Source organism: Fibrella aquatilis, assembly GCF_017353255.1.
GTDB lineage: Bacteria > Bacteroidota > Bacteroidia > Cytophagales > Spirosomataceae > Fibrella > Fibrella aquatilis.
Map to the genome: position 1 here is coordinate 128,593 of NZ_JAFMYU010000002.1, position 19,740 is coordinate 148,332.

A 19,740-nucleotide genomic window follows, 5' to 3' on the forward strand; every position below is an offset into this window, starting at 1 on the left:
AGGGGTAAGGGGGTGATGGCATCAGTGCGTTCAAGAGGCCCCTAAAAACTTCCTCTTTATTCCTTCCCCACCGACACCCGAACGGTCTCGATGCGGGTGCCTTTGACGGCCTCAACCGTGATGGTGTAGGGTGGTACCTGAAACACGTCGCCTACGCTGGGCAGGTCTTCGTTGATGGAAAGGATCAGGCCGCTGAGGGTATCATAATCGCCCTCTGGCAGGCTCCAATCGTATTTCTCGTTCAGGTCATCGATCTCATGCCGCGCCGACAGCCGGTAGGTTGTAGCATCGATCTGTTGCTCAATCCAGTCTTCGTTATTGTCATATTCGTCCTGGATTTCCCCGAAAATCTGCTCCACAATGTCTTCAACGGTGATGATTCCCGCCGTACCGCCAAACTCATCGACTACCAGAGCCAGGCTCTTCCGTTCCGACAAAAAACGCAGCAGCAGATCATTGGCGGGCATGGTTTGGGGCACCGTGATCAGCGGCGATAGGATGGTGTCGATGCGTTGCGGTTTTTTGAACAGGGCTGTGGCGTGGCAATAGCCAATGATATCGTCGATACTTTCGCGGTAAACCAGAATCTTCGAGTGGCCACTTTGCTGAAACGTCTCGCGCAGTTCGTCAATGGAATCATCAACGTCTACGGCGGCAATTTCGGTGCGGGGTACCAGGCAGTCGCGCACGCGCACATCGCGAAACTCGATGGCGTTATTGAAAATGCGGGTGTCTACCTCCACATCCTGCTCACTTTCGGTGGGGTTCTGGTTCAATTGCTGGAGGTAGTTATTAAGATCGGTGAGGCCAAAAACGGGGCGAATTTCATCTACGTTCTGGCGCAGGATGTACTTGTTGATTAGCCGGGCCAGGCTCACCAGCACCCGCACCAGCGGCGCAATAGCCTGGTAGATCACCCAGAGCGGCACGGCCAGCCGTTCCAGAAAGGCGTCGGGGTGAATAAGGGCGAGGCTTTTGGGCAAGTAGTCGGCGAAGGGTAAGAAAATCAGCGTCAGTACAACTGTTTCAATAGCCAGCAACGCCACGGGGCTATCGAAGGCGTCGGGCAAAAGGCGCTCCAGCAAGGGGTTCAGAGCCGTTACGCCCAGCACGGCGTAGAGTACCAGAAACAGGGTATTGCCGGTGAGCGTAGTACCGATAAACAGGATCGGGTTCTTCAGAAACTTGGTCACCAGCTTTTCGCCCAGCGGCCCCTGCTTGCTGTGGAGGTCAAAGTAGAGCCGGTTTACCGAACTATAGGCCGTTTCGACCGCCGCAAAAAAACCGGTAGCAACCAGGGCGAGCAGGGCACCAAGCAGAATGTACGTCATAGAATGAGAGGCAAGATATGAGAAACAAGAAGCAAGAGGTGAGCGGCAGGAAATGAGAGGTGAGAGATAAGAAGCAAGAAAAAAGAAGTCTTGTCTCTTGCTTCTTATCTCTCACCTCTCACTTCTTGCCTCTTACCTCTTGCTTCTTATTCCCTTTGTTAGCCGCTGCTTTTTTGCGGGTTTCGATCATCTGTTTGATCGTGGGCGATACCTCTTTTTGACTCTGCCGATCCCGGTACCGGAAAAACTGGTACGCAAACAGAAACACCAGCGCCATCATAAGGGCGGGGTAGCTTTCCAGAAAGCCCGCCCGCCGAGCCTCCAGCGCCCAGATAAACAGACTACCGATAAACAAAGAAAGCAGTGCGGTGTCGCGTAGTTTCATAGGGAAGAAGTCGTCAACGTCTTCCGCGCTTCCTTGTCTGCTTTTACGGCCAGTTTACCACTCTCGCGGTAACGGCGCACCGACGACATAGTGAAGCCGACAACCAGCACCAGCGTACCGATCCAGAGCAGGTTAATCAGCGGTTTCTCCGATGCCTTCATTACAATGTAGTCGCGCTGAGTGCGGTTCACATTGAAGGTGAACAGGCCCGTCTTAGGGTCGATCATAGCCAACTGAATACGCACGCCAATCTCGTCGCTGATATCGGGTGGGCTGGCAAACGCTTTGTCGCGAACCACAAACGCGGGGTGGAGCATCACCACATGGTCTTTGTAGAGCACCCGGATGCTAGCCTGCACGGCAATATCGTTGGGCTGCATGGTCATGCCCGGTACGTCGTTCACCTTTTTTACCTCGTCCAGAATGGCTACGTAGTCGTTCAGGAAAAACGTGTCGCGGATAGCCACGCTGTACTTCTCGGTCTTTTCCCAGCGGCTTTCGGCGGTGGGGTCAGGAACGGAAGAGACGAAAGTGTAGAGGTCGCGGCCTGCCCTGCGCTTAATGTCGGGCGAGGCCAGCAGGCCCATCTTGTCGTTCACCTGTGCCCGTGGATACAGCGAAAACACTTTGCCTTTCTGGTCGCGGTATTCTACTTCATAATATGTGTTTTCGGGGTACAGGGCCACCGTATCGCCTTTGTGGTGATACACTTTGCCGTTATAGGCCAAGTCCTGCTCGGCAATACCGTGGAAGTCACCCTCGATCACCGTGACGGCCTTGCGGGGCTGGTAGCCGGGCATATCGCGCACCTCGATACGCTGTCCCCGGTAGGTCATCTGGTAGTCGCCCATACGTTCCGACAGGTTCAGCCACAGCAGCACGTTCTCTTTGTTTCCCTTGTTGTCGTCTTTCGTAAACTCGGCGTTGTTTGAGATCAGCAGGCCGCTATTATTGATCGACACCACTTTGGAATAGCCCGACGAAAACAGAATGCCCAGCAGCATCAGCGCCACGCCCATGTGCGTCACCGCCCCACCCGACACCCGGTAGTTGCCCTGCGCAATGCCCAGCAAAATGGCACCATTGGCCATCAGGGCAAACATTGACGTGGTGAGCAGCACCATGAAAACGGGGTTCTTCACGTCGCCAAAATAGATCAGCGCGGCAGACGCCAGCAGGGCCAGCACAGCAGGAGTGGTGAGGCCGTCCAGGTTGCCTTTGCCAATCTTGCGCCACCACATATACTGCCCCACGCCCGTGAGCAGGGCAATGATGCTGAAAAACCAGATCTGGAATTTATTGTAGTGGGCCACCTGATCGCCGGGAGGGGCAATATTGGCGTTCTTGCCAAACACCTCGGCAATCTTGTTAAACACCGGAAACGAGGTGGTGAAGATGATTTGGAAACCAGCCAGGCACAGCACCAGCGCCCCAATGAGCAGCCAGGTTTCTTTGTTATAGGTCGAGAGTTCTTTTTCGTCGCTGGCAATCAGGTGCCATTTCGCGGCCATCAGCCCAACGGCGATCACCAGAAAGGCTACCAGATAAAGCAGCAACTGCCCCGATAGCCCAAGGTCAGTAAACGAGTGGACCGAAGCGTTGCCCAAAATGCCACTCCGCGCCAGAAAAGTCGAGTACAGAATAAGCAGAAACTGCGCCACCGTCAGGATAATGGCCGCCTTAGCCCCTGCCGACGACCGTTTGGCAATCAGCATCATGTGGATGGCTGCGATCATGATAAGCCAGGGTACAAACACGGCATTTTCAACGGGGTCCCAGTTCCAGTAGCCGCCGAAGTTCAGCGTCTCGTAGGCCCAGTAGCCACCCATCATAATGCCCACGCCCAGCACCACGGCCCCCACCAGCATCCAGGGTTGAGCAGGACGAACCCAGTCCAGCGGTTTGTTTTGCCAGAGACCGGCCATGCAATAAGCAAAGGGCACCAGCGTGAGGGCAAAGCCGAGAAACAGCGTGGGTGGGTGAATGACCATCCAGTAGTTCTGCAACAGCGGGTTGAGGCCCTTGCCATCTTTCGGAATAAAGTTGGGGTCCATGGTAAACACCGGCGCGTCGGGCATGGCTTCTTTGAGCAGCATAAACGGCGACGAACCAATTTTCAGATCACCCACGGCCACCCCCAGAATCATAGAGGCCAGGAACACCTGCACCAAGGCAAACACGGTCATCAGTGGCCCCTCCCAATTCCGGGCCGAGCGTGTGAGAACGGCACCCAATACGGCGTTCCAGAAGAGCCAGAGCAAGAAACTGCCTTCCTGACCTTCCCAGAAGCAGGAGATCATAAAATGCACCGGCAGTGCCCGCGACGAGTGGCTCCAGGCATACTGGTACTCGAACCGGTGGTTGTAGATAATGAAAAACAGCGAGGCTACTACCCCAATGATGGCCGCGCCATGCACGTAAAACGCCGACCGCGCCAACCCTTTCCAGTGCGCCTCGTCGGCGGGTTGGGTGGCCAGGGTTGTTTTCAAATAAGCAAACGTGGCCACCAACGCCGTCACAAACGACAGGATGACAAACAGGTGCCCAAGGTTTCCAACGGTAAAATCCATGTTGTTTATTTAATCAAATGGTCGTATTCAGCATGTGAGCCAATCCAGAACCAGACGCACTCTTGGTTGTTTATGTAAGCTAATGCCCGATAACCTTTCCCTGCTCTCACCGACCACAAATCGGGTTTTACCTCTTTAAAATGAAGTGAAGGGTAATAAGAGTCAGCCTTAAGTAATTCGTAGTTTTTATCAGCAGTGCGCTGAACCGAGACAGGAAGCTTGTAATAAAGCTCCCAGAACTCTGGCGTAGTTTTATGGGTCATTCTAAACAATCGGTTAGTATAACCATAAAAGTACGCCCACTGTAGGTCGGTGACCTTGACCTCTTTCTGTTATAGAATCGGTCCCTATAGAGGACTAGTTGTTCTTTGCCGAATATGCTCCTTCGCTTGATTAATTAGTTTGTCTAACCGACCAGCCTTTGCATCCTCTTCGATCTGCTTGTCCCAAAGGTCCTCCTGATATTCTGTGAACCAATCGGCCAATGTCTTTATCTCATCAGCCGGTAACTTGGTGATAGCAATTTCAATTTCCTGTAGGCTCATAGCGTTGCTGTTTTTGCTTCGTGCTCCGTTACGTCGAGTTTGCCGTCCTGGTATTTAGACGGGCATTTGAGCAGGATTTTGTTGGCCTGGAAATGGTCACCCTGCATAGCACCAATCACCACGATCTGCTCAGACCGGTCGAAATCCTGGGGTTTAGGGCTGTTGTAGACGCATTTCTGCACCTTGTTTTCGTTATCGACCAGGGTGAACTCGAAATGGTTGGGGTCAATTTGGGGCTGGTATACGATGCCCTCGGCTTTGCCGTCGGCCCCTTTTTTCACTTTGCCTACTACATGAACCAGGTCAGCGTCACCGTCTTTAGCCAGCAATTGTGCTTTGCCGAAAGTAACGTAGGTGCTGGCGTCGCCGGTGGCGGTGGCCACAATGCCGATGGCCACTGCGATAACGATAATGCCAATGATGTGCGAAAGTTTCATAACAGGACGCTGACTATTAGATCTTAGATACTGGACGTTTAGCTGACTGCAACTGCTGTTCGCCCACCTCGCGCTCCAGCTTGCCGATCTTCCGGTCGAGGCTAACGAGGTAGATGATGATGCCAAAAAAGACGGTGGCGATTACGGCCACAACCACCCAGATTTTACCATCGGCACGAAGCTGATCGGCCATCTCAACGGTTTGTTGGGCCATCAGGTTTTGGCTGACAAGCAACAGGGTCATTATCAGGGAAAAACGAGACAAAAAAGAACGGCTCATATGTGGTGTATGGGGCAAAAAGAAACGGGCCACCCCTTTATTTTTCAACAAAGATACGGCCCGTTTCATTCGCCTAAACGTGTAGGCTATTTAGTCTTCCATCACTACCTGCAACCGCCGCAAACGAACCTGTAACTGCGTGATCCAGACACCCAGCAGCGTGAACCCGATGATGGCCGGATAGAACACCATCCGCATCTGACTATTCATGTCGTACTTACCGAAAGCCGGGTTGCCGCCGTTGCCAGGATGTAGTGAATCGGTCATGCGGGGAATGATGAAAATTAACGGAATGAAGACCGCAAACGCCAGAATATTATAAACAGCCGAAATGCGGGCACGACGTTGTTCATCATCGAAAGCCCCCCGCAGCACCAGATAAGCCAGGTATAAGAGCATACTTACCGCCACACTATTCAGTTTGGGGTCATTTGGCCATGGTTCGCCCCAGGTGTAGTTCGCCCAAACGGCTCCGGTAGCGCAGCCCAGGATACCAAACACAATGGCCGTGTTGGCGAATTGTACAGAGACTGTATCATGCGCCAGATCACCACTCCGTAAGTAGCGAATAGCAAATATCATCGACGTTAGCATGAGCGTGATCATAGCAAACCAGAGTGGCACGTGGAAATACACGTTGCGGATGCTCTCGTTCAGGATCGGCTGCCGGGGCGTAGGTCCCAGCAACCCCCAAAAAACGGTATAGGTCAGAATCAAGACCGCCAGGGCCTTCCACCAGTGTGCTTTCATAAAAGATCTGTTCAAGGTTTAACGTCTGATGTTTAAAGTTGCTTCGCGTATTACGGTAATACGCGAAGCAACTTTAAACATCAGACGTTAAACCTTGAACATGTTTGTTAGCTTTTCCAGATGAACGGAAATAGGAGTACGGAAAGTGCCAGAACGATAGCATCAATGGCGAAAATAGAGAGCAGTTCGTCGCGGCTGGCCGAGCGCTCCAGGCCGTCCATGGCGTTTTTCGACACACGCAGCAGCAGCAGCAGTAGGGGCAGGATGACCGGGAAGCTCAGGATGGCCATAAGCGTGGCCGAGTTTTCGGCTTTGGCGGCAATGCCTGCCACCAGCGTCAGCGAAGCCGCAAAACCCACCGCTCCCAGCAGCAGACTGCCCAGGTACAGTTGCCAGTCCTGCGCCATGTTGCCCAGCACAAAGGCATAGACGGCAAACCCCAGCAGCGACAGCACCAGCATCAGCCCGATGTTGTAGATGATTTTGGCGATGATGATCTGCTGCGGACTGGCCAGGGTGTAGTAGTAAAGCTGCCGCCCGGCCCGTTCCTGCACAAAGGTTTTGGCAATGGCGTTGATAGCCGAAAACAGCTGGATAATCCAGAACAGGGTGTTCCAGACAATGGGCAGCAATTGGCCCCGGCGGGCGTTGAACCCCAGGTAGCACACAAAAACGGCCCCCACAATATACAGGAGCATACCGTTAAGCGCATACCGCTGCCGCCACTCAAGCCGGAACTCTTTGGCCACCAGTGCTCCTATTTGGTTTATGGATTGGTACATAGCGGGATATACAACAAAAACGCCGACGTGAGTTGCTCCACGTCGGCGTCTGTATAGCTATCGATAGCGTCGCTTATTCGGCGGCAACTACTTCTACCGTTACCATGTGCTTCACTTCTTTGTGAAGGTCGATAGTAGCCTGGTATTCACCGAGCGTTTTCACGTCTTCGATGGTGATTTTCTTCCGGTCGATGTCGAAGCCTTTCTCGCGGAGAGCATCGGCAATCTGCGTGTTGGTAACACGACCAAAGATTTTGCCGCTTTCGCCGGCTTTGGCAGCCAGGGTCAGCTTAACGTCGCCAAGCTGTTCGGCCATGGCTACGGCGTCATTCTTCAGTTTCTCCACTTTGTGAGCAGCCTGACGAATGTTTTCGGCAATGATCTTTTTGTTCGAGGGTGTTGCCATCATGGCAAAGCCCTGCGGGATCAGGTAGTTACGACCATAGCCGGGCTTCACCTCGACCGTGTCGTTCTTATACCCCAATCCGGTGATATCGGTTTTGAGAATGATTTCCATTTCTGAAAAAAGGAGTTTTGCAGTTTAGAGTTTCCAGTTTACTCTTCAGCGCAAAGCAACTGAAAACTGTAAACTCTATTTAAGTGAATCGGCTACGAATGGGAGCAGGGCCAGGTGGCGGGCGCGTTTTACGGCCACGGCCACTTTACGCTGATACTTCAGGCTGGTGCCCGTTAAACGCCGGGGCAGAATGCGGCCCTGATCGTTGAGCAACTTCAACAGGAAGTTAGGGTCTTTGTAGTCGATGTACTTAATACCCGCTTTCTTGAAACGGCAGTACTTCTTGCGGACTTCGCCGCTATTCATTGATTCGTTCTGTAAGCTCATGAGTTCTGTTGCGCCGGTTACCGGGCGTCTGATGTTTCCGTTTTTTTCTTACCGACCAACCCGTTTTTCTTGCGGTCGTTGTAGTCGATGGCGTGTTTGTCCAACACCGTCGTCAAATCGCGCAGGATACGCTCGTCACGGAGGTACTCAATGTTGAGTTTCTCGATCAGGGCGGGGTCACACTTAAACTCGAATACCTGATAGTAGCCCGTATTCTTGTTTTTGATCGGGTAAGCCAATTTGCGCAAACCCATGCTGTATTCGTGAACAATCTCGGACCCGTTGCCGGTAAGCAGGGTACGATACTTGTCGACGGCGTCCTTTATCTGTTGTTCAGATAAAACGGGAGTCAGGATGAACACCGTCTCGTAGTTCTTTTGGAACATGATAAACTTATTTGTTTTTGTAAATGAGGGCGCAAAGGTAAGAAATAAATCGTGAATTATTTCACAGTAAACTCGCCCTGCCCGATGCGGAATCCTTCGGAATAGATCTCTATCGTGTGGCGGCCTTCAGTGAAGCGCTGCCCGCCCCGGCCGTAAACAAACGACACCTGCTGTCCCGAATTGTCGTAGTCGATGCGCTGCATGGCGGTGTAGACCATGTCTTTGTTGGCATATGTAAACTCGCCCGAACCGGTAGCCATGTCGGCAATGACGGCACCGGTGGGGTCCAGAATGCGGAGGTAGATGTCCTTGGCGTTTTGCTCGGTGAGGGGGTTCTGCGGCAGGCGGAACGTCACCTTCACTTTGTCGAGCCGCTTGGCCTTGTAGCTGCCGCCGTCTTTTTCTTTGCCTTTGGCGTTGAGGGCCGTCACCATAATGTCGTCGGCATGGAGGGCGGCGGCTACGGTGACTTTGTCGGCAAGCTCGCGATTTTGAGCTTTCACCTGCCTGGTTTGGCTGGCATAGCTCTCCACAGTGTCGACCAGGGTTTTTCGCTCGGTGCGTAGCGCCGTGTTTTCGCTTTTTAGAATGGTGTTGTCTTCATTCAGAATGCCGTTTTCTTCTCGTAATCGGGCTATTTCGACGTCCTTTTCGGCCAGCAGGTTCTGGTAGTTATTGATCTTTTGCTGGTAAGCCCGCCCGTCGAAGTTCGATACGTCGCGGAGTTTGATGCGGTCGCTTTCAATTTGTTCCTTCACCTTTAGGAGCGAATCGACGCTGCCGCCAAGCTGTTGAATCTCGGCAATTTTGGCATCGAGCTGACCGGCAATAGAGTCCAGCTTCATCTTCGTCACCAGCACCTCTTCGGTTTTGGCGGCAATGGTGGCATCTTTGGTCTTGTTGTTTTCTTTTTCCTGGTACCAGAAATACAACAGCATCACGTTGAGCGCGGCCAACGCCAACAGCGCGATGATGAGAAAATTACGGCTACTATTTTGCTTTACGGGTCTTTGTTCCATAACAGGATACGTGGAGATGCGGTTAGACTGGAAACGGTAACCCACCCGAAAATGGTATAAAGCCACACCGGTTTGGGCTGTTGACGGCCAAAAACTACGCCATTATGCCTGTAACTCAAACCACATTACATACATTCTTCCCAAACGGCAAATGACCATTTCTGAATCTATTGCCCAAATTGAAGCACAGTTGGGCCACCGGGCTACGCTCACGGCCGTTACCAAAACCAAGCCCGTAGCCCTGTTGCAGGAGGCCTATGATGCCGGGTGTCGTCATTTTGGCGAGAACCGCGTGCAGGAAATGGCTGAAAAACAGCCGCAACTCCCCGCCGACGTGCAGTGGCACCAGATTGGTCATTTGCAAACCAACAAGGTTAAGTACATCGCCCCGTTTGTGGCCCTGATCGAGTCGGTGGACAGCCTGAAACTGCTGGAGGAAATTGATAAACAGGCTCGCAAAAACGACCGGGTGATCGAGTGCCTGTTGCAGATCTTCATTGCTCAGGAGGACACCAAATTCGGCTTCTCGCCCGAAGAGGCCATTGACCTGCTACAGTCGCCTGCGCTGGATGCGCTGCAACACATCTGCATCGTAGGCCTGATGGGCATTGCCACCAACACCAACGATCAGGCGCAGATACGCTACGAGTTCAGCGGCCTGAAACAACTTTTCGATGCGCTAAAGCCTATTCATCGCCCCAATGTGGCCTTCCGCGAGCTGTCGATGGGTATGAGCAGCGATTACCTGATAGCGGTAGAGGAGGGCAGCACCATGGTGCGCGTAGGCAGTGCTATTTTTGGCAGTAGAAACTAAACTAGTGATGAGTGGTGAAAGAGTAGTGATAAGTGATGAACGATGAGTGGTGAGTTTGCTTCCGCCAGAGCAAATACGGGGGCGGAAGCAAACTCACCACTCATCGTTCATCACTTATCACTACTCTTTCACCACTCATCACTACATAATTATGGTTAAATTCTTCCTTCAGGCTGGCGCGTTGCTAGGCCTTTTTGGGGTGGGTATTGGCGCGTTTGGCGCGCATAGTCTGCGGGCTAAACTGACAGCTGCGGGCCGCATAGATACCTTTGAAACGGCGGTGAAATACCAGTTTTACCACGCCCTAGCGCTGGTGCTGGTAGGAATATTGATGCAGCAACTGGCCAGTAACCCCGACGCGTTGAAGTACCTTAACTGGTCGGGCTACAGCTTCCTGATTGGGGTGTTGATCTTCTCCGGTTCTTTATATATCCTGTGCCTAACCGGCGTTACATGGCTGGGTGCCATCACGCCCCTGGGTGGCCTGTTTATGATTGCTGGGTGGGCATTGCTGTTTTGGGCGGTGAAATAGACAGGTATAAACCAGTCGCGTACAGCATAGCATTAGCTACCGCTTACTCATAATGCATCCTGCTTAGGCAACATAGCCTTTCGCTACGTGACTACTATGCTGTGACCAACGTTGTCCTGCCCGCAGAGTTAAATCGCGGTCTGTTTCCTCATTTCTATGTGGTAGACGAAACCAGCCGTTACCAAATTGAAGCGTTTATGGCCAGCGGGCAGGTTCAGGTGGTGCGGGTTATTCCGGTGCCGCTGAAGGGCCACCAGATTCTGGAGTGCACGTTTACTAACTAGTGCACGCCTACATACCTCGCCCCCTGGCCAGGAAAATGTTGAAGCCAACGCCAATGGTAAACGAATTGCCACCCAGACTACCCAGCAGGTTGGTATTGCTCGACCCCAACAATGTAGCAGGATTGTTCTTGTCGAAGTCGCCGCTGTAAATACCAGCCAGGTCCAGGCTGACATGCCGATTCAGAAAAAAGGCTACGCCCAGGCTAAGGTTATAGCCCAGACCGCTGTTACTGTTGTCGCTGAACGTCTGAGTGCCCGATTTGCTGCTGACAGTGGTGTTGGCGTAGGATAGCCCCGCACCCAGGTAAGGGCGTGTCATGCCGCTGTTGAGGTATTGCCTAACAAACGGTGCCAGGCCCAGTTGAACAATAGACGTTTTGGTGCTACTGCTTCCTCCAAGCTGGTTATTAGACGTAAAACTCAGCAGATAGATAGGCACCCCAATGCCTATTACCGTTCTGTCGCTCACCAGCCAGCCCACCGTCGGCGATAATTGCCCGGATACCAAATCGGTGCCACTGGCTGAACGAAAATTGATGTTTGCCACTTGCGCCCCCACCAGCCGGTCGCCCTTCATGGCCTGACCATACCCCACCAGACTCATGGCCAATAAGGCCATTGTTACTATGCCGTTTTTCATAAAGTGATTGGTTGAATGAAACGACAAGTAACAAAATAGTTTATAAAACACAAAGTTGTCAGGAAGTCCTAAGTCGTAGAGTCGTAAGTCTGGAAAGCCGTACTAGTGTTGCTGACGCGAGCGTAAATGCTGAAGGCGAATATTGGCGCCGAGACGTCGGACCGCAGCAACACTAAAACGGCTTTCCAGACTTACGACTTCCTAACGACTTCCTCCAACTGCTCGACGAGCACCTCGTTGATGCGGACATAGCTTTCTTGGGTCCAGCCGGCAATGTGGGGTGTGAGGATGACCTGGTCCGACTGGCGGAGGTAGTCGAACGTGGCTTGCTGGGTGGGGGTGAGGGTTTTGAGTTTTTCATTTTCCAGCACGTCCAGACACGCTCCCCGCACCTTGCCCGACTGAAGGCCCGCCACCACCGCCGCCAGCGAGACTACTTCCCCGCGCGAGGCATTGACCAGAAAAAATGGTTTGCTCATATCGGCCACAAAATTGTCGTTGATCCACTGCCGGGTGTCGTCGGTGAGGGGTACGTGCAGGCTGAGCACGTCGGCTTCGGCCATGATCTGGGCCACGGTGGCTTCCTGCGCATATTGGTCCGAATAGTTAGTGCGGAACTTGTCGTAGGCGAGCACCCGGCACCCAAAGCCACTCAGGCGACGGGCGGTGGCCTGCCCATTGTTGCCGTAGCCGAACAGGCCCACGGTCTTACCCATTAGCTCAACGCCCCGGTTACCTTCCCGGTCCCAGATGCCCTGCCGTACTTCACGGTTGGCTTTCACAATGTTGTTAAACAGGGCCAGCAGCATACCCAGCACGTGCTCGGCCACGGCATCGCGGTTACCAGTACCGGCGTGTACAACCAGGATACCCCGGCGTTCGGCGGCGTCCATATCAATCAGGTCAAGTCCGGCCCCGGCGCGGCCAATGTAGCGCAGGTTGGGCGCGGCGGCCAGCAGCGCGGCATCGACGGTGGTTTTGCTGCGAATAATCAGGCCTTCGTAGGGGGCAATGGCGGCCAGGATGCCGACCCGGTCAAGGGTGGGTTGGTAGGTGTAGGTAAACCCCGCCTGGTCGAGCATGGCAAAGAGCGAGGGGTGCATCTCATCGGCAATCAGAATAGCGGCAGGCGGCGTGTGCATGGGTGGAAGTTTGTAACTTGCAACGACAATTACCCGAATCAATACGTAATAACCAAGCCGCATTGCCAGAATAAAGGAACAGCCCCACCGGTACTCCTAACCACTGGTTTTGCGCCCGCAACAGGCCCCTTTGGCGTAGCCGTTGCGCAATTAGGTCAATGGAAGAACAAACAAACCCAACCAACCGCCCCGGTGGCGATAGCCCGGACAAACGTGCTGAAGACCGGAGCGAGCGGCCCGGCGGCGACAGGCCAGAGGGTGAGCGCACCGGTAGCGGGCGAAATCGCAACCGGAACCGCAACCGGGGTCGTGACCGCAACCGCGACCGGCAGCCGCAGGGCGAACGCACCGAAGGCGAAGGTGCCGAGGGTGTTGAACTGGCCGATGGCCAGGCCGAGGCTGCCGCAATACAAGCCCCCCGCCCCCCCCGCGACAACACACCCCGGTCTGAACGTCCCCCCCGCGACAACGCCGAACGAGGCGACCGCCCCCCCCGCGAACCGCGCCCCAACCAGCCGGAGCGCAGCGGGCAAGACAGGCAACCGGCTGACCGGCAGCGCGATGGTCGCGAAAGCCGCAATGAACGCGGTGGACAAGACCGTAACCGCGACCGTGACCGGCAGTTTGCTGACCGGCAGCGCGACAGTCGTCAGGAGCGGTCAACAACAGATCGGCCGGTGCGCGTGGCCTCGCCTGACTTTTATATTGATAAAGACGACGACATTGACCCCGCCGACGGACGGCCCATGAGCCGGGTGCAGGGTGGGTCGGTGTTTGAGCAGTATGACGACGAACCCGCTCGTATGGCTCCTGCTACGTTGCCCCCTTTGTCGGAACAGGAGCGGCTGGTGATTGGCATTACCCTGGGCGATTACAACGGCGTGGGGCCGGAAGTGATTCTTAAAGCCCTGCAAAATAACCAGTTACTGCGCATTTGTACCCCCATCATCTACGGATCGATGCGGGTGCTGAACCGCTATCGGAACCTGCTGAATATGAAAGACTGGACGCTCAACGGTATCCAGCAGGCATCGCAGGCAAGCCATAAGCACACCAACGTGATCACCTGTTTCAGCGAAACGATTCCCGTACCGGTGTCTGTTGTCGCCGCCAAGCCAGCCCCCGCTGTTGTGGCCGAACCCGTTGCCGTTGAGCCGGTTGCTGCCATGCCTGTGGCTGTTGACACGCCTGAATCTAAAACGGAGCCTGTAGCCGCATCCGAAACGCCTGCGCCAACCGACGCCGTTGCTGAATCTACGCCCGAACCTGAGTCTACACCCGACCCCACGCCGGTGCCTGCTGTGGTACCACAAACGGTTGACATTCAACCGGGTAAGGTAACGCCCGAAGCCGGTGCTGCTGCGCTTGCCTGCCTGAACCGGGCCGTGGAAGACCTGAAAGCCGGGCAACTGCACGCCATCGTTACGGCACCCATCAACAAGCACAACATTCAGTCGGCGGCGTTTGCGTTTCCGGGGCATACCGAATACCTCGCCAACGCGTTTGGCGTACCCGACGACCTGATGTTTATGGTGAGCGAAAACCTGAAAATTGGGGTTGTCACGGGCCACGTGCCGCTGGGTAAGGTTCGCCAATACATCACCAAACCAGCCATTCAGACCAAACTCGATTTCATGTTCCAGTCGCTGAAGCAGGATTTCGGTATTGCGCGGCCAAAGATTGCGGTGCTGGGTCTAAACCCCCACGCGGGCGAAAACGGGTTGATTGGTCACGAAGAAAAAGACATTATCACGCCGCTGATCAACGAGATGCGCCGCAAGGGTGAACTGCTCTATGGCCCCTTCCCCGCCGACGGTTTTTTTGGTACCCGTGCTTACCGTAAGTACGACGCCATACTGGCCATGTACCACGATCAGGGCCTGATTCCATTCAAAGCCATCGCCTTTGAAGAGGGCGTGAACTTCACGGCGGGCCTTCCCATTGTGCGCACCTCGCCCGACCACGGCACCGCCTACGATATTGCCGGCAAAGGCCTTGCCGACGAGACATCCATGATTCAGGCCATCTACACCGCCGTCGACGTAGCCCGTCGCCGCAAAGAGTACCAGGAACTAGCCGCAAATGCACTCAAAAAATAGTTGTCCCTCCTTATGCTAACATCCATGACCGGCTTCGGCACGGCAACCGTTGAAGCGAATGGCTTATCAGCCACCGCTGAAGTTAAAACGCTGAATTCTAAGTTCTTAGACATATTCTGTCGGCTGCCACGCGGATTCTCTGACCGGGAAATCGAGGTGCGTAACCTACTCACGCAACGCCTGGAACGCGGTAAAGTAGAGTTCAACCTGACCGTAACCCGCACCGCCGACGTGCGTCCCGCCGTAACGGTGAACCGGCCGCTGATTCAGGCCTACATTAACGACCTTACCCAAAGCGCCAGGGAATTACGGCGGGAGGTGTCGGACGAGACCATCTTCAAGATGGCGCTGGGTATGCCCAACGCGTATTTGAGCGAGAGCAGCAGCCAAACCGACACCGCGCAGGAAGACTGGGCCGCCGTGCAGGAGGCCATCAACCAGGCTATTGCGGGTTGCCAGGAATTCAGGCGGCAGGAGGGGGCTTCATTGGAAAGTAAGCTCACCGAATACATTCAAAGCATTGCCGCCCGCCTTGCCGACGTAGAAGTACAGGATGCCGAGCGTATTCCCGCCGTGCGTGAACGGATGCGCGCTGGCGTGACCGAACTGCTTGGTAATGAAGATTTTGACCGCAATCGGTTTGAGCAGGAACTGGTTTATTACGTCGAGAAACTGGATATTTCGGAAGAGAAAGTCCGGCTGAAAAACCACCTCAGCTATTTCAGGGAAGTGCTGGAGTCGGCGGAGGCAAATGGGAAGAAACTCAACTTCATCGCCCAGGAAATTGGCCGCGAGATCAACACCATCGGCTCGAAAGCCAACGATGCCACGGTGCAGCGGTTTGTGGTGCAGATGAAAGACGAACTGGAGAAGATCAAAGAGCAGACCATGAACGTGATCTGATCGATACAACTGAGCGTTTGGCTAAACGCTCAGGATTTTCACCATCCGAAGCAGGTCTTCGCTGATGGGTTTGGGCAGGCGGATAGTGTCGCGGAAAGGGGTGTACACCAGTTCATTGTTGATCACGCCCGCCATCACGTTTTTCTCGCCGTTCATCAGGCCCTCCAGCGCGCCAAGGCCCAGGCGACTGGCCAGAATGCGGTCGTAGGCCGTGGGGATGCCGCCGCGCTGAATATGGCCCAGCGTAGTCACGCGCATGTCCAGTTCTTCGTCGATGAGCTTGCTGATTTTTTCGGCTACTTCGGCGGCGCTGCCTTCTTCCTCGCCCTCGGCTACTACCACGATAGACGACGACTTGCTACGCACAAATCCCTGTTTCAGTGTATTGACTACCTCTGATATGGGCGTGAGCACTTCGGGCACCATCACCATTTCGGCCCCGCCCGCAATACCCGACTGAATGGCAATGTAGCCAGAGTCGCGGCCCATCACTTCAATGATAAAAATGCGGTCGTGCGAATCGGCGGTGTCGCGGATTTTGTCAATAGCCTCCAGGGCCGTGTTTACCGCCGTGTCGAAGCCAATAGTATAGTCGGTACCATAGAGGTCATTGTCTATAGTGCCGGGTGCACCCACAGTGGGTATGCCGTATTCGTCGTAGAAAATGGTGGCCCCCGTAAAGGTACCGTTGCCGCCAATGGCAACGAGGCCCTCGATGCCGAACTTCTGAATTTGCTCGTGAGCTTTGGCCCGACCCTCGGGGGTCATAAACTCTTTACTGCGAGCCGATTTCAGGATTGTACCCCCCCGCTGAACAATGTTGCTCACCGAGTGCGACGTCATCTGAAAAATATCGCCGTTGATCATTCCGGTATACCCCCTTCTGATGCCAAATACCTCGATTCCGTGGTAGACAGCCCCGCGCACAACGGCCCGGATACAGGCGTTCATACCCGGTGCATCGCCCCCGGAAGTAAACACAGCAATACGTTTCATTGGGTCAACTTAATTTTTCGTAGTATTCAACAACTGTGCTGATCATAGCCTGACCAGGTGCCTTAAATCGGCATCAACTGAACACGCAAAAATACCCGCATTTTCAGATTTTAAGCCATACTGCTTCGATTTAACCGGTCTTTTCACGAAAAGACAACAAAAGCTATTCCTTGAAAAAGCGTACGCTTTTGCTCCGCGAACCGTCGGTGAGGTGCAGGAGGTAGATGCCCAGTGGCAGGTCATACACGGGCATGTCGAGGTAGAACAGACCCTGCCGAAATCGCAACGGCATGGCCTCTTTCCTGACGTTGCCGATGATGTCGTAGACCGTAACGTTAACGGTGGTGGCGCCCGGCCGCACATACCGCACAAAGAGGGTGCCGGGCGTGGGGTTAGGATAAATGACAAACGTGCTGTCGGCACCATCGAAGGCCACCAGCGAGTCAGGAAGGGTGCTCAGCCCCGCCCACGACGACCGTTGCACCGTTTTTTCGGCAGAAAAGCTAACGCACTGTTGCTGCGTCACTTGCAGCCGGTAGGCCCCTGGCGTATTGACCAGTAACTGCCGATCTACGGCACCCGCAATGGGCTGCCGGTCGCGCTGCCACTGGTAAATAAATTCGGGTCCGACAGGACCAATGAGCCGGATACTGGCCCCGTTGGGCAACTGAATGTCGTCTTCGGCGGGCAAGAGCAGAGGGGTGCCCAACGTGGTTGGCTGCGCCGATACGGCCACCGACTGGGCTGCGCAGTTGCGCAAAGTGGCCTTTGCCATGTAGATGCCCGGTTGTGCAACGGCAATAGACGTGCCTGTTACCCCCGTCAACAGTTGGCCGTTTCGGAACCAACTGAGCGTGCTGCCTGCCTCGACCGTAGCCGAGAGCGGCACGGACGAATTACTGCTACACAAATATAGACTTGTTGCGGGCGACAGGCGCACCTGCGGGCTGAACAACCGCACCCGTACCGGTGCCGACACGCCTACACAACCTGTGACCTGATCGGTGTAGCGCAGGGCGTAGCTACCACTGGTTTGCACGGTCGTTTCAGGGGCATCGTTGGTGGGGGTGGGCACACCGTCGCGAAGCCATTCGTAGTGCAGGCCGGGTATATCGTCGGTTTTCAGCGTCAGCGTATTACCCACGCAGAGGGTCGTGTCGGGGCGGTTCAGGATAGCGCGGGCGGGCAGGCTGCAAGCACGCTCTTTCTGGCCGCTAACAATGACCGAAAAGGGCTGACCGGCATCGCGGAGGGTGTTTTTGTGCGTTACCTTCACCATATACGTCTGCCCGGCCACGGGGTTGGTAATGCATACCTGCTCTACATTATCGCGGCTATTGTCGCCACGGGTAGCCTTGTCGGCGGGGCGGTCGGGGTTCAGGATATAAGGCAGGGTGGTCTGGCCGTTGCCTACCACCCGTAGGTCGAGGTCATTGACGATTTTGGGAATACGGCTATTGAGCGAAATGGGGTTGAGCGGACTTACGGGGCCTTCGGGGTCGGTCCAGCACAGCGTGACGACCAGCGGCTGACCGCCCTGCGCCACCACCGACAGGGTGTAAGTTTGAGCGTTGGGCAGGGTCTGTTCGCTTAACTGATGGCCCTGGTTCAGGTTCTGAATTACGGCGGCTGCAGCGGTGGTATTGAGCAGCCCCCAGCCCTGCCGGTAGTCGGGGCCGGGGTCGGGCGTAAGGCGTGAGGCGGTGTGGATGGCCAGCCCGCGCAGGGTAGCTGCCCGCAAAAAACGCCCATTGGTCTGGCGGGTATACAGTTCCTGCAACAGCAGCAGCGACCCCGTTACGTTGGCCGCCGCCATCGAGGTGCCGGTGTTGACGCCATAATCAGTGGTTCCGCTGGCCAACGTAGAATACACTCGCGTACCAATGCCCAGCAAGTCGGGTTTGATGCGCCCGTCGTCGGTAGGTCCCCAGCCACTGTAGGGCGATGAGGCTAGTCTAACTGGTTCATTATCAGAACTAAGATCAATGTCGGCGGCACCTACCGTCAGCACGTTTTTGGCCGTGGCTTCGGCCGGGATCACATCATAGGCGTCGTTGCGGCTGCGGGAGGCGGTGCTTTGTGCATTGGTGTTGGCCAGAAAATAGGCTGTCCCTGCTGCCGGTCCGGTCTCGGTGCGCTTGTTATCGGCCGACCGCACCATGAGGTAATAGGGATTGGTGTAGGCCAGGCGGTCAATGTCGCGGGCTTTGGCGGTGTAGAAACCAAAGAGGTAATCTTCGGTAGTGCTGACAGCGGTATTGCCCCACCATTCCCACTTCAGATTGGGGTCGGTGCCGGGTCGGCTGAGGTTCTGCACCCAGCCTGCCAGCGGGCCATAGGCGTGCACCGACAGGAGCAGGCCGGGGGCGGCGGCGGTCATTTCGGCCAAGTCGTCGGTATAATCCCAAACTTGCAGCGAAGCGCCGTTGGCCATGCCCCGTGCGGCGGGCGACAACCCTTTGGCTATCAGCGTACCGGCCATATGGGTGGCGTGGTTGCTCAGGGTGCCGGTGGTATTTCGTTGCCGAACGCGCCCGCCAAACTCCTGATGGCCCGCCAGCACCAGTCCCCCGTCCCACAGCCCCAATTTTCCGGCCACAAAACTGCTGCCGGTCAGTTGCAGACCGGTGGCATTCTGGCCAAAGAGGGGCAGTGTGCGGGTGCCCAGGGCCGCTTCGGTGTTATGTAGCCCGTAAACAATGGGGTGGCCCGTTTCGTCAGTGCCCATCCAGCGCCGGGGGCGGTAGTTGGACCGTTTTTTGCTAGGCTCCAAAAAAGACACCCCACCCCCGGCCGGTTGATTGGGCGTAGGGGTAGGGTGCGCAGCAGGCTGATGAAAACCGGGTTTTGCCGGGCGTAGCGGGGTTATTGGCTGGGCGTGGGCTACTCCACACGCTACTACCCACAGCGTGAGCCACTTACCTGCCCGGTAGAGCTGAAGCGGGCGGCATGTGTTGACGGTTAGGTGTCGTAAAGAGCGGGCCAGCTTCAAAGATTAGTG

At 55.1% G+C, this 19,740-nt stretch carries 22 protein-coding genes; 5 read left to right on the forward strand and 17 right to left on the reverse strand.

Annotation, left to right across the window (positions count from 1 at the left end):
• Positions 1–56 precede the first annotated feature (56 nt).
• From J2I48_RS02855 to J2I48_RS02915, 13 genes are all read right to left on the reverse strand, one after another.
• A complete protein-coding gene (locus J2I48_RS02855; RefSeq protein ID WP_207333882.1) occupies positions 57–1,331 on the reverse strand; it encodes a hemolysin family protein in 1,275 nt (424 codons plus the stop codon).
• A gap of 118 nt (positions 1,332–1,449) precedes the next feature.
• Positions 1,450–1,716, reverse strand: coding sequence for a hypothetical protein (locus J2I48_RS02860; RefSeq protein ID WP_207333883.1), 267 nt, complete (start codon positions 1,714–1,716; stop codon positions 1,450–1,452).
• The gene (ccsA, locus tag J2I48_RS02865; protein WP_207333884.1) at positions 1,713–4,286 is read right to left on the reverse strand and encodes a cytochrome c biogenesis protein CcsA; all 2,574 of its coding nucleotides are present in this window, start codon (positions 4,284–4,286) and stop codon (positions 1,713–1,715) included. Before ccsA (J2I48_RS02865) ends, J2I48_RS02860 begins: the two co-directional genes overlap by 4 nt.
• A 5-nt stretch (positions 4,287–4,291) precedes the next feature.
• Complete coding sequence (locus tag J2I48_RS02870; protein ID WP_207333885.1) at positions 4,292–4,549, reverse strand: ParE family toxin-like protein; 258 nt, start codon at positions 4,547–4,549, stop codon at positions 4,292–4,294.
• An 84-nt stretch (positions 4,550–4,633) separates the two neighbouring features.
• On the reverse strand, positions 4,634–4,831 hold the full coding sequence (locus J2I48_RS02875) for a hypothetical protein (protein WP_207333886.1): 198 nt from the start codon (positions 4,829–4,831) through the stop codon (positions 4,634–4,636).
• Positions 4,828–5,268: a cytochrome c maturation protein CcmE domain-containing protein gene (locus J2I48_RS02880; RefSeq protein WP_207333887.1), complete on the reverse strand. Its 441-nt coding sequence runs from the start codon at positions 5,266–5,268 to the stop codon at positions 4,828–4,830. Before J2I48_RS02880 ends, J2I48_RS02875 begins: the two co-directional genes overlap by 4 nt.
• A 16-nt stretch (positions 5,269–5,284) precedes the next feature.
• On the reverse strand, positions 5,285–5,512 hold the full coding sequence (locus J2I48_RS02885) for a CcmD family protein (protein WP_310587248.1): 228 nt from the start codon (positions 5,510–5,512) through the stop codon (positions 5,285–5,287).
• A 126-nt stretch (positions 5,513–5,638) separates the two neighbouring features.
• Positions 5,639–6,298 (reverse strand): cytochrome c biogenesis protein CcsA, encoded by a 660-nt coding sequence (gene ccsA / locus J2I48_RS02890; RefSeq protein ID WP_207333889.1) that lies wholly within the window; start codon positions 6,296–6,298, stop codon positions 5,639–5,641.
• A 107-nt stretch (positions 6,299–6,405) separates the two neighbouring features.
• The gene (locus J2I48_RS02895) at positions 6,406–7,080 is read right to left on the reverse strand and encodes a heme exporter protein CcmB (protein WP_207333890.1); all 675 of its coding nucleotides are present in this window, start codon (positions 7,078–7,080) and stop codon (positions 6,406–6,408) included.
• Between the two features lie 73 nt (positions 7,081–7,153).
• A complete protein-coding gene (gene rplI / locus J2I48_RS02900) occupies positions 7,154–7,597 on the reverse strand; it encodes a 50S ribosomal protein L9 (RefSeq protein WP_207333891.1) in 444 nt (147 codons plus the stop codon).
• A 75-nt stretch (positions 7,598–7,672) separates the two neighbouring features.
• Entirely contained in the window at positions 7,673–7,924 is a 252-nt protein-coding gene (gene rpsR / locus J2I48_RS02905; protein WP_207333892.1) for a 30S ribosomal protein S18, read from the reverse strand.
• Positions 7,925–7,941: 17 nt separating this feature from the next.
• Complete coding sequence (rpsF, locus tag J2I48_RS02910; protein WP_207333893.1) at positions 7,942–8,310, reverse strand: 30S ribosomal protein S6; 369 nt, start codon at positions 8,308–8,310, stop codon at positions 7,942–7,944.
• A 56-nt stretch (positions 8,311–8,366) separates the two neighbouring features.
• Positions 8,367–9,329: a DUF8428 domain-containing protein gene (locus J2I48_RS02915; RefSeq protein ID WP_207333894.1), complete on the reverse strand. Its 963-nt coding sequence runs from the start codon at positions 9,327–9,329 to the stop codon at positions 8,367–8,369.
• A gap of 151 nt (positions 9,330–9,480) precedes the next feature.
• On the opposite strand from J2I48_RS02915, the gene J2I48_RS02920 reads away from it, so the two are divergent.
• From J2I48_RS02920 to J2I48_RS02930, 3 genes are all read left to right on the forward strand, one after another.
• Positions 9,481–10,143: a YggS family pyridoxal phosphate-dependent enzyme gene (locus J2I48_RS02920; protein ID WP_207333895.1), complete on the forward strand. Its 663-nt coding sequence runs from the start codon at positions 9,481–9,483 to the stop codon at positions 10,141–10,143.
• Between the two features lie 151 nt (positions 10,144–10,294).
• Positions 10,295–10,675: a DUF423 domain-containing protein gene (locus J2I48_RS02925; protein WP_207333896.1), complete on the forward strand. Its 381-nt coding sequence runs from the start codon at positions 10,295–10,297 to the stop codon at positions 10,673–10,675.
• A 101-nt stretch (positions 10,676–10,776) separates the two neighbouring features.
• Positions 10,777–10,959, forward strand: a complete 183-nt coding sequence (locus J2I48_RS02930; protein ID WP_207333897.1) for a hypothetical protein — start codon at positions 10,777–10,779, stop codon at positions 10,957–10,959.
• A 7-nt stretch (positions 10,960–10,966) separates the two neighbouring features.
• Here J2I48_RS02930 and J2I48_RS02935 read toward each other — a convergent pair whose 3' ends face one another.
• The gene (locus J2I48_RS02935) at positions 10,967–11,599 is read right to left on the reverse strand and encodes an outer membrane beta-barrel protein (protein ID WP_207333898.1); all 633 of its coding nucleotides are present in this window, start codon (positions 11,597–11,599) and stop codon (positions 10,967–10,969) included.
• Between the two features lie 191 nt (positions 11,600–11,790).
• Positions 11,791–12,741 (reverse strand): NAD(P)-dependent oxidoreductase, encoded by a 951-nt coding sequence (locus tag J2I48_RS02940; protein ID WP_207333899.1) that lies wholly within the window; start codon positions 12,739–12,741, stop codon positions 11,791–11,793.
• 158 nt (positions 12,742–12,899) lie between these two features.
• Here J2I48_RS02940 and pdxA point away from each other — a divergent pair, with 158 nt between their 5' ends.
• A complete protein-coding gene (gene pdxA, locus J2I48_RS02945; RefSeq protein ID WP_207333900.1) occupies positions 12,900–14,840 on the forward strand; it encodes a 4-hydroxythreonine-4-phosphate dehydrogenase PdxA in 1,941 nt (646 codons plus the stop codon).
• A gap of 12 nt (positions 14,841–14,852) precedes the next feature.
• On the forward strand, positions 14,853–15,743 hold the full coding sequence (locus J2I48_RS02950) for a YicC/YloC family endoribonuclease (protein WP_207333901.1): 891 nt from the start codon (positions 14,853–14,855) through the stop codon (positions 15,741–15,743).
• Positions 15,744–15,764: 21 nt separating this feature from the next.
• On the opposite strand, the gene pfkA is transcribed toward J2I48_RS02950, so the two are convergent.
• The gene (pfkA, locus tag J2I48_RS02955; RefSeq protein ID WP_207333902.1) at positions 15,765–16,739 is read right to left on the reverse strand and encodes a 6-phosphofructokinase; all 975 of its coding nucleotides are present in this window, start codon (positions 16,737–16,739) and stop codon (positions 15,765–15,767) included.
• A gap of 163 nt (positions 16,740–16,902) precedes the next feature.
• On the reverse strand, positions 16,903–19,731 hold the full coding sequence (locus J2I48_RS02960) for a S8 family peptidase (RefSeq protein ID WP_207333903.1): 2,829 nt from the start codon (positions 19,729–19,731) through the stop codon (positions 16,903–16,905).
• Between the last annotated feature and the right edge of the window lie 9 nt (positions 19,732–19,740).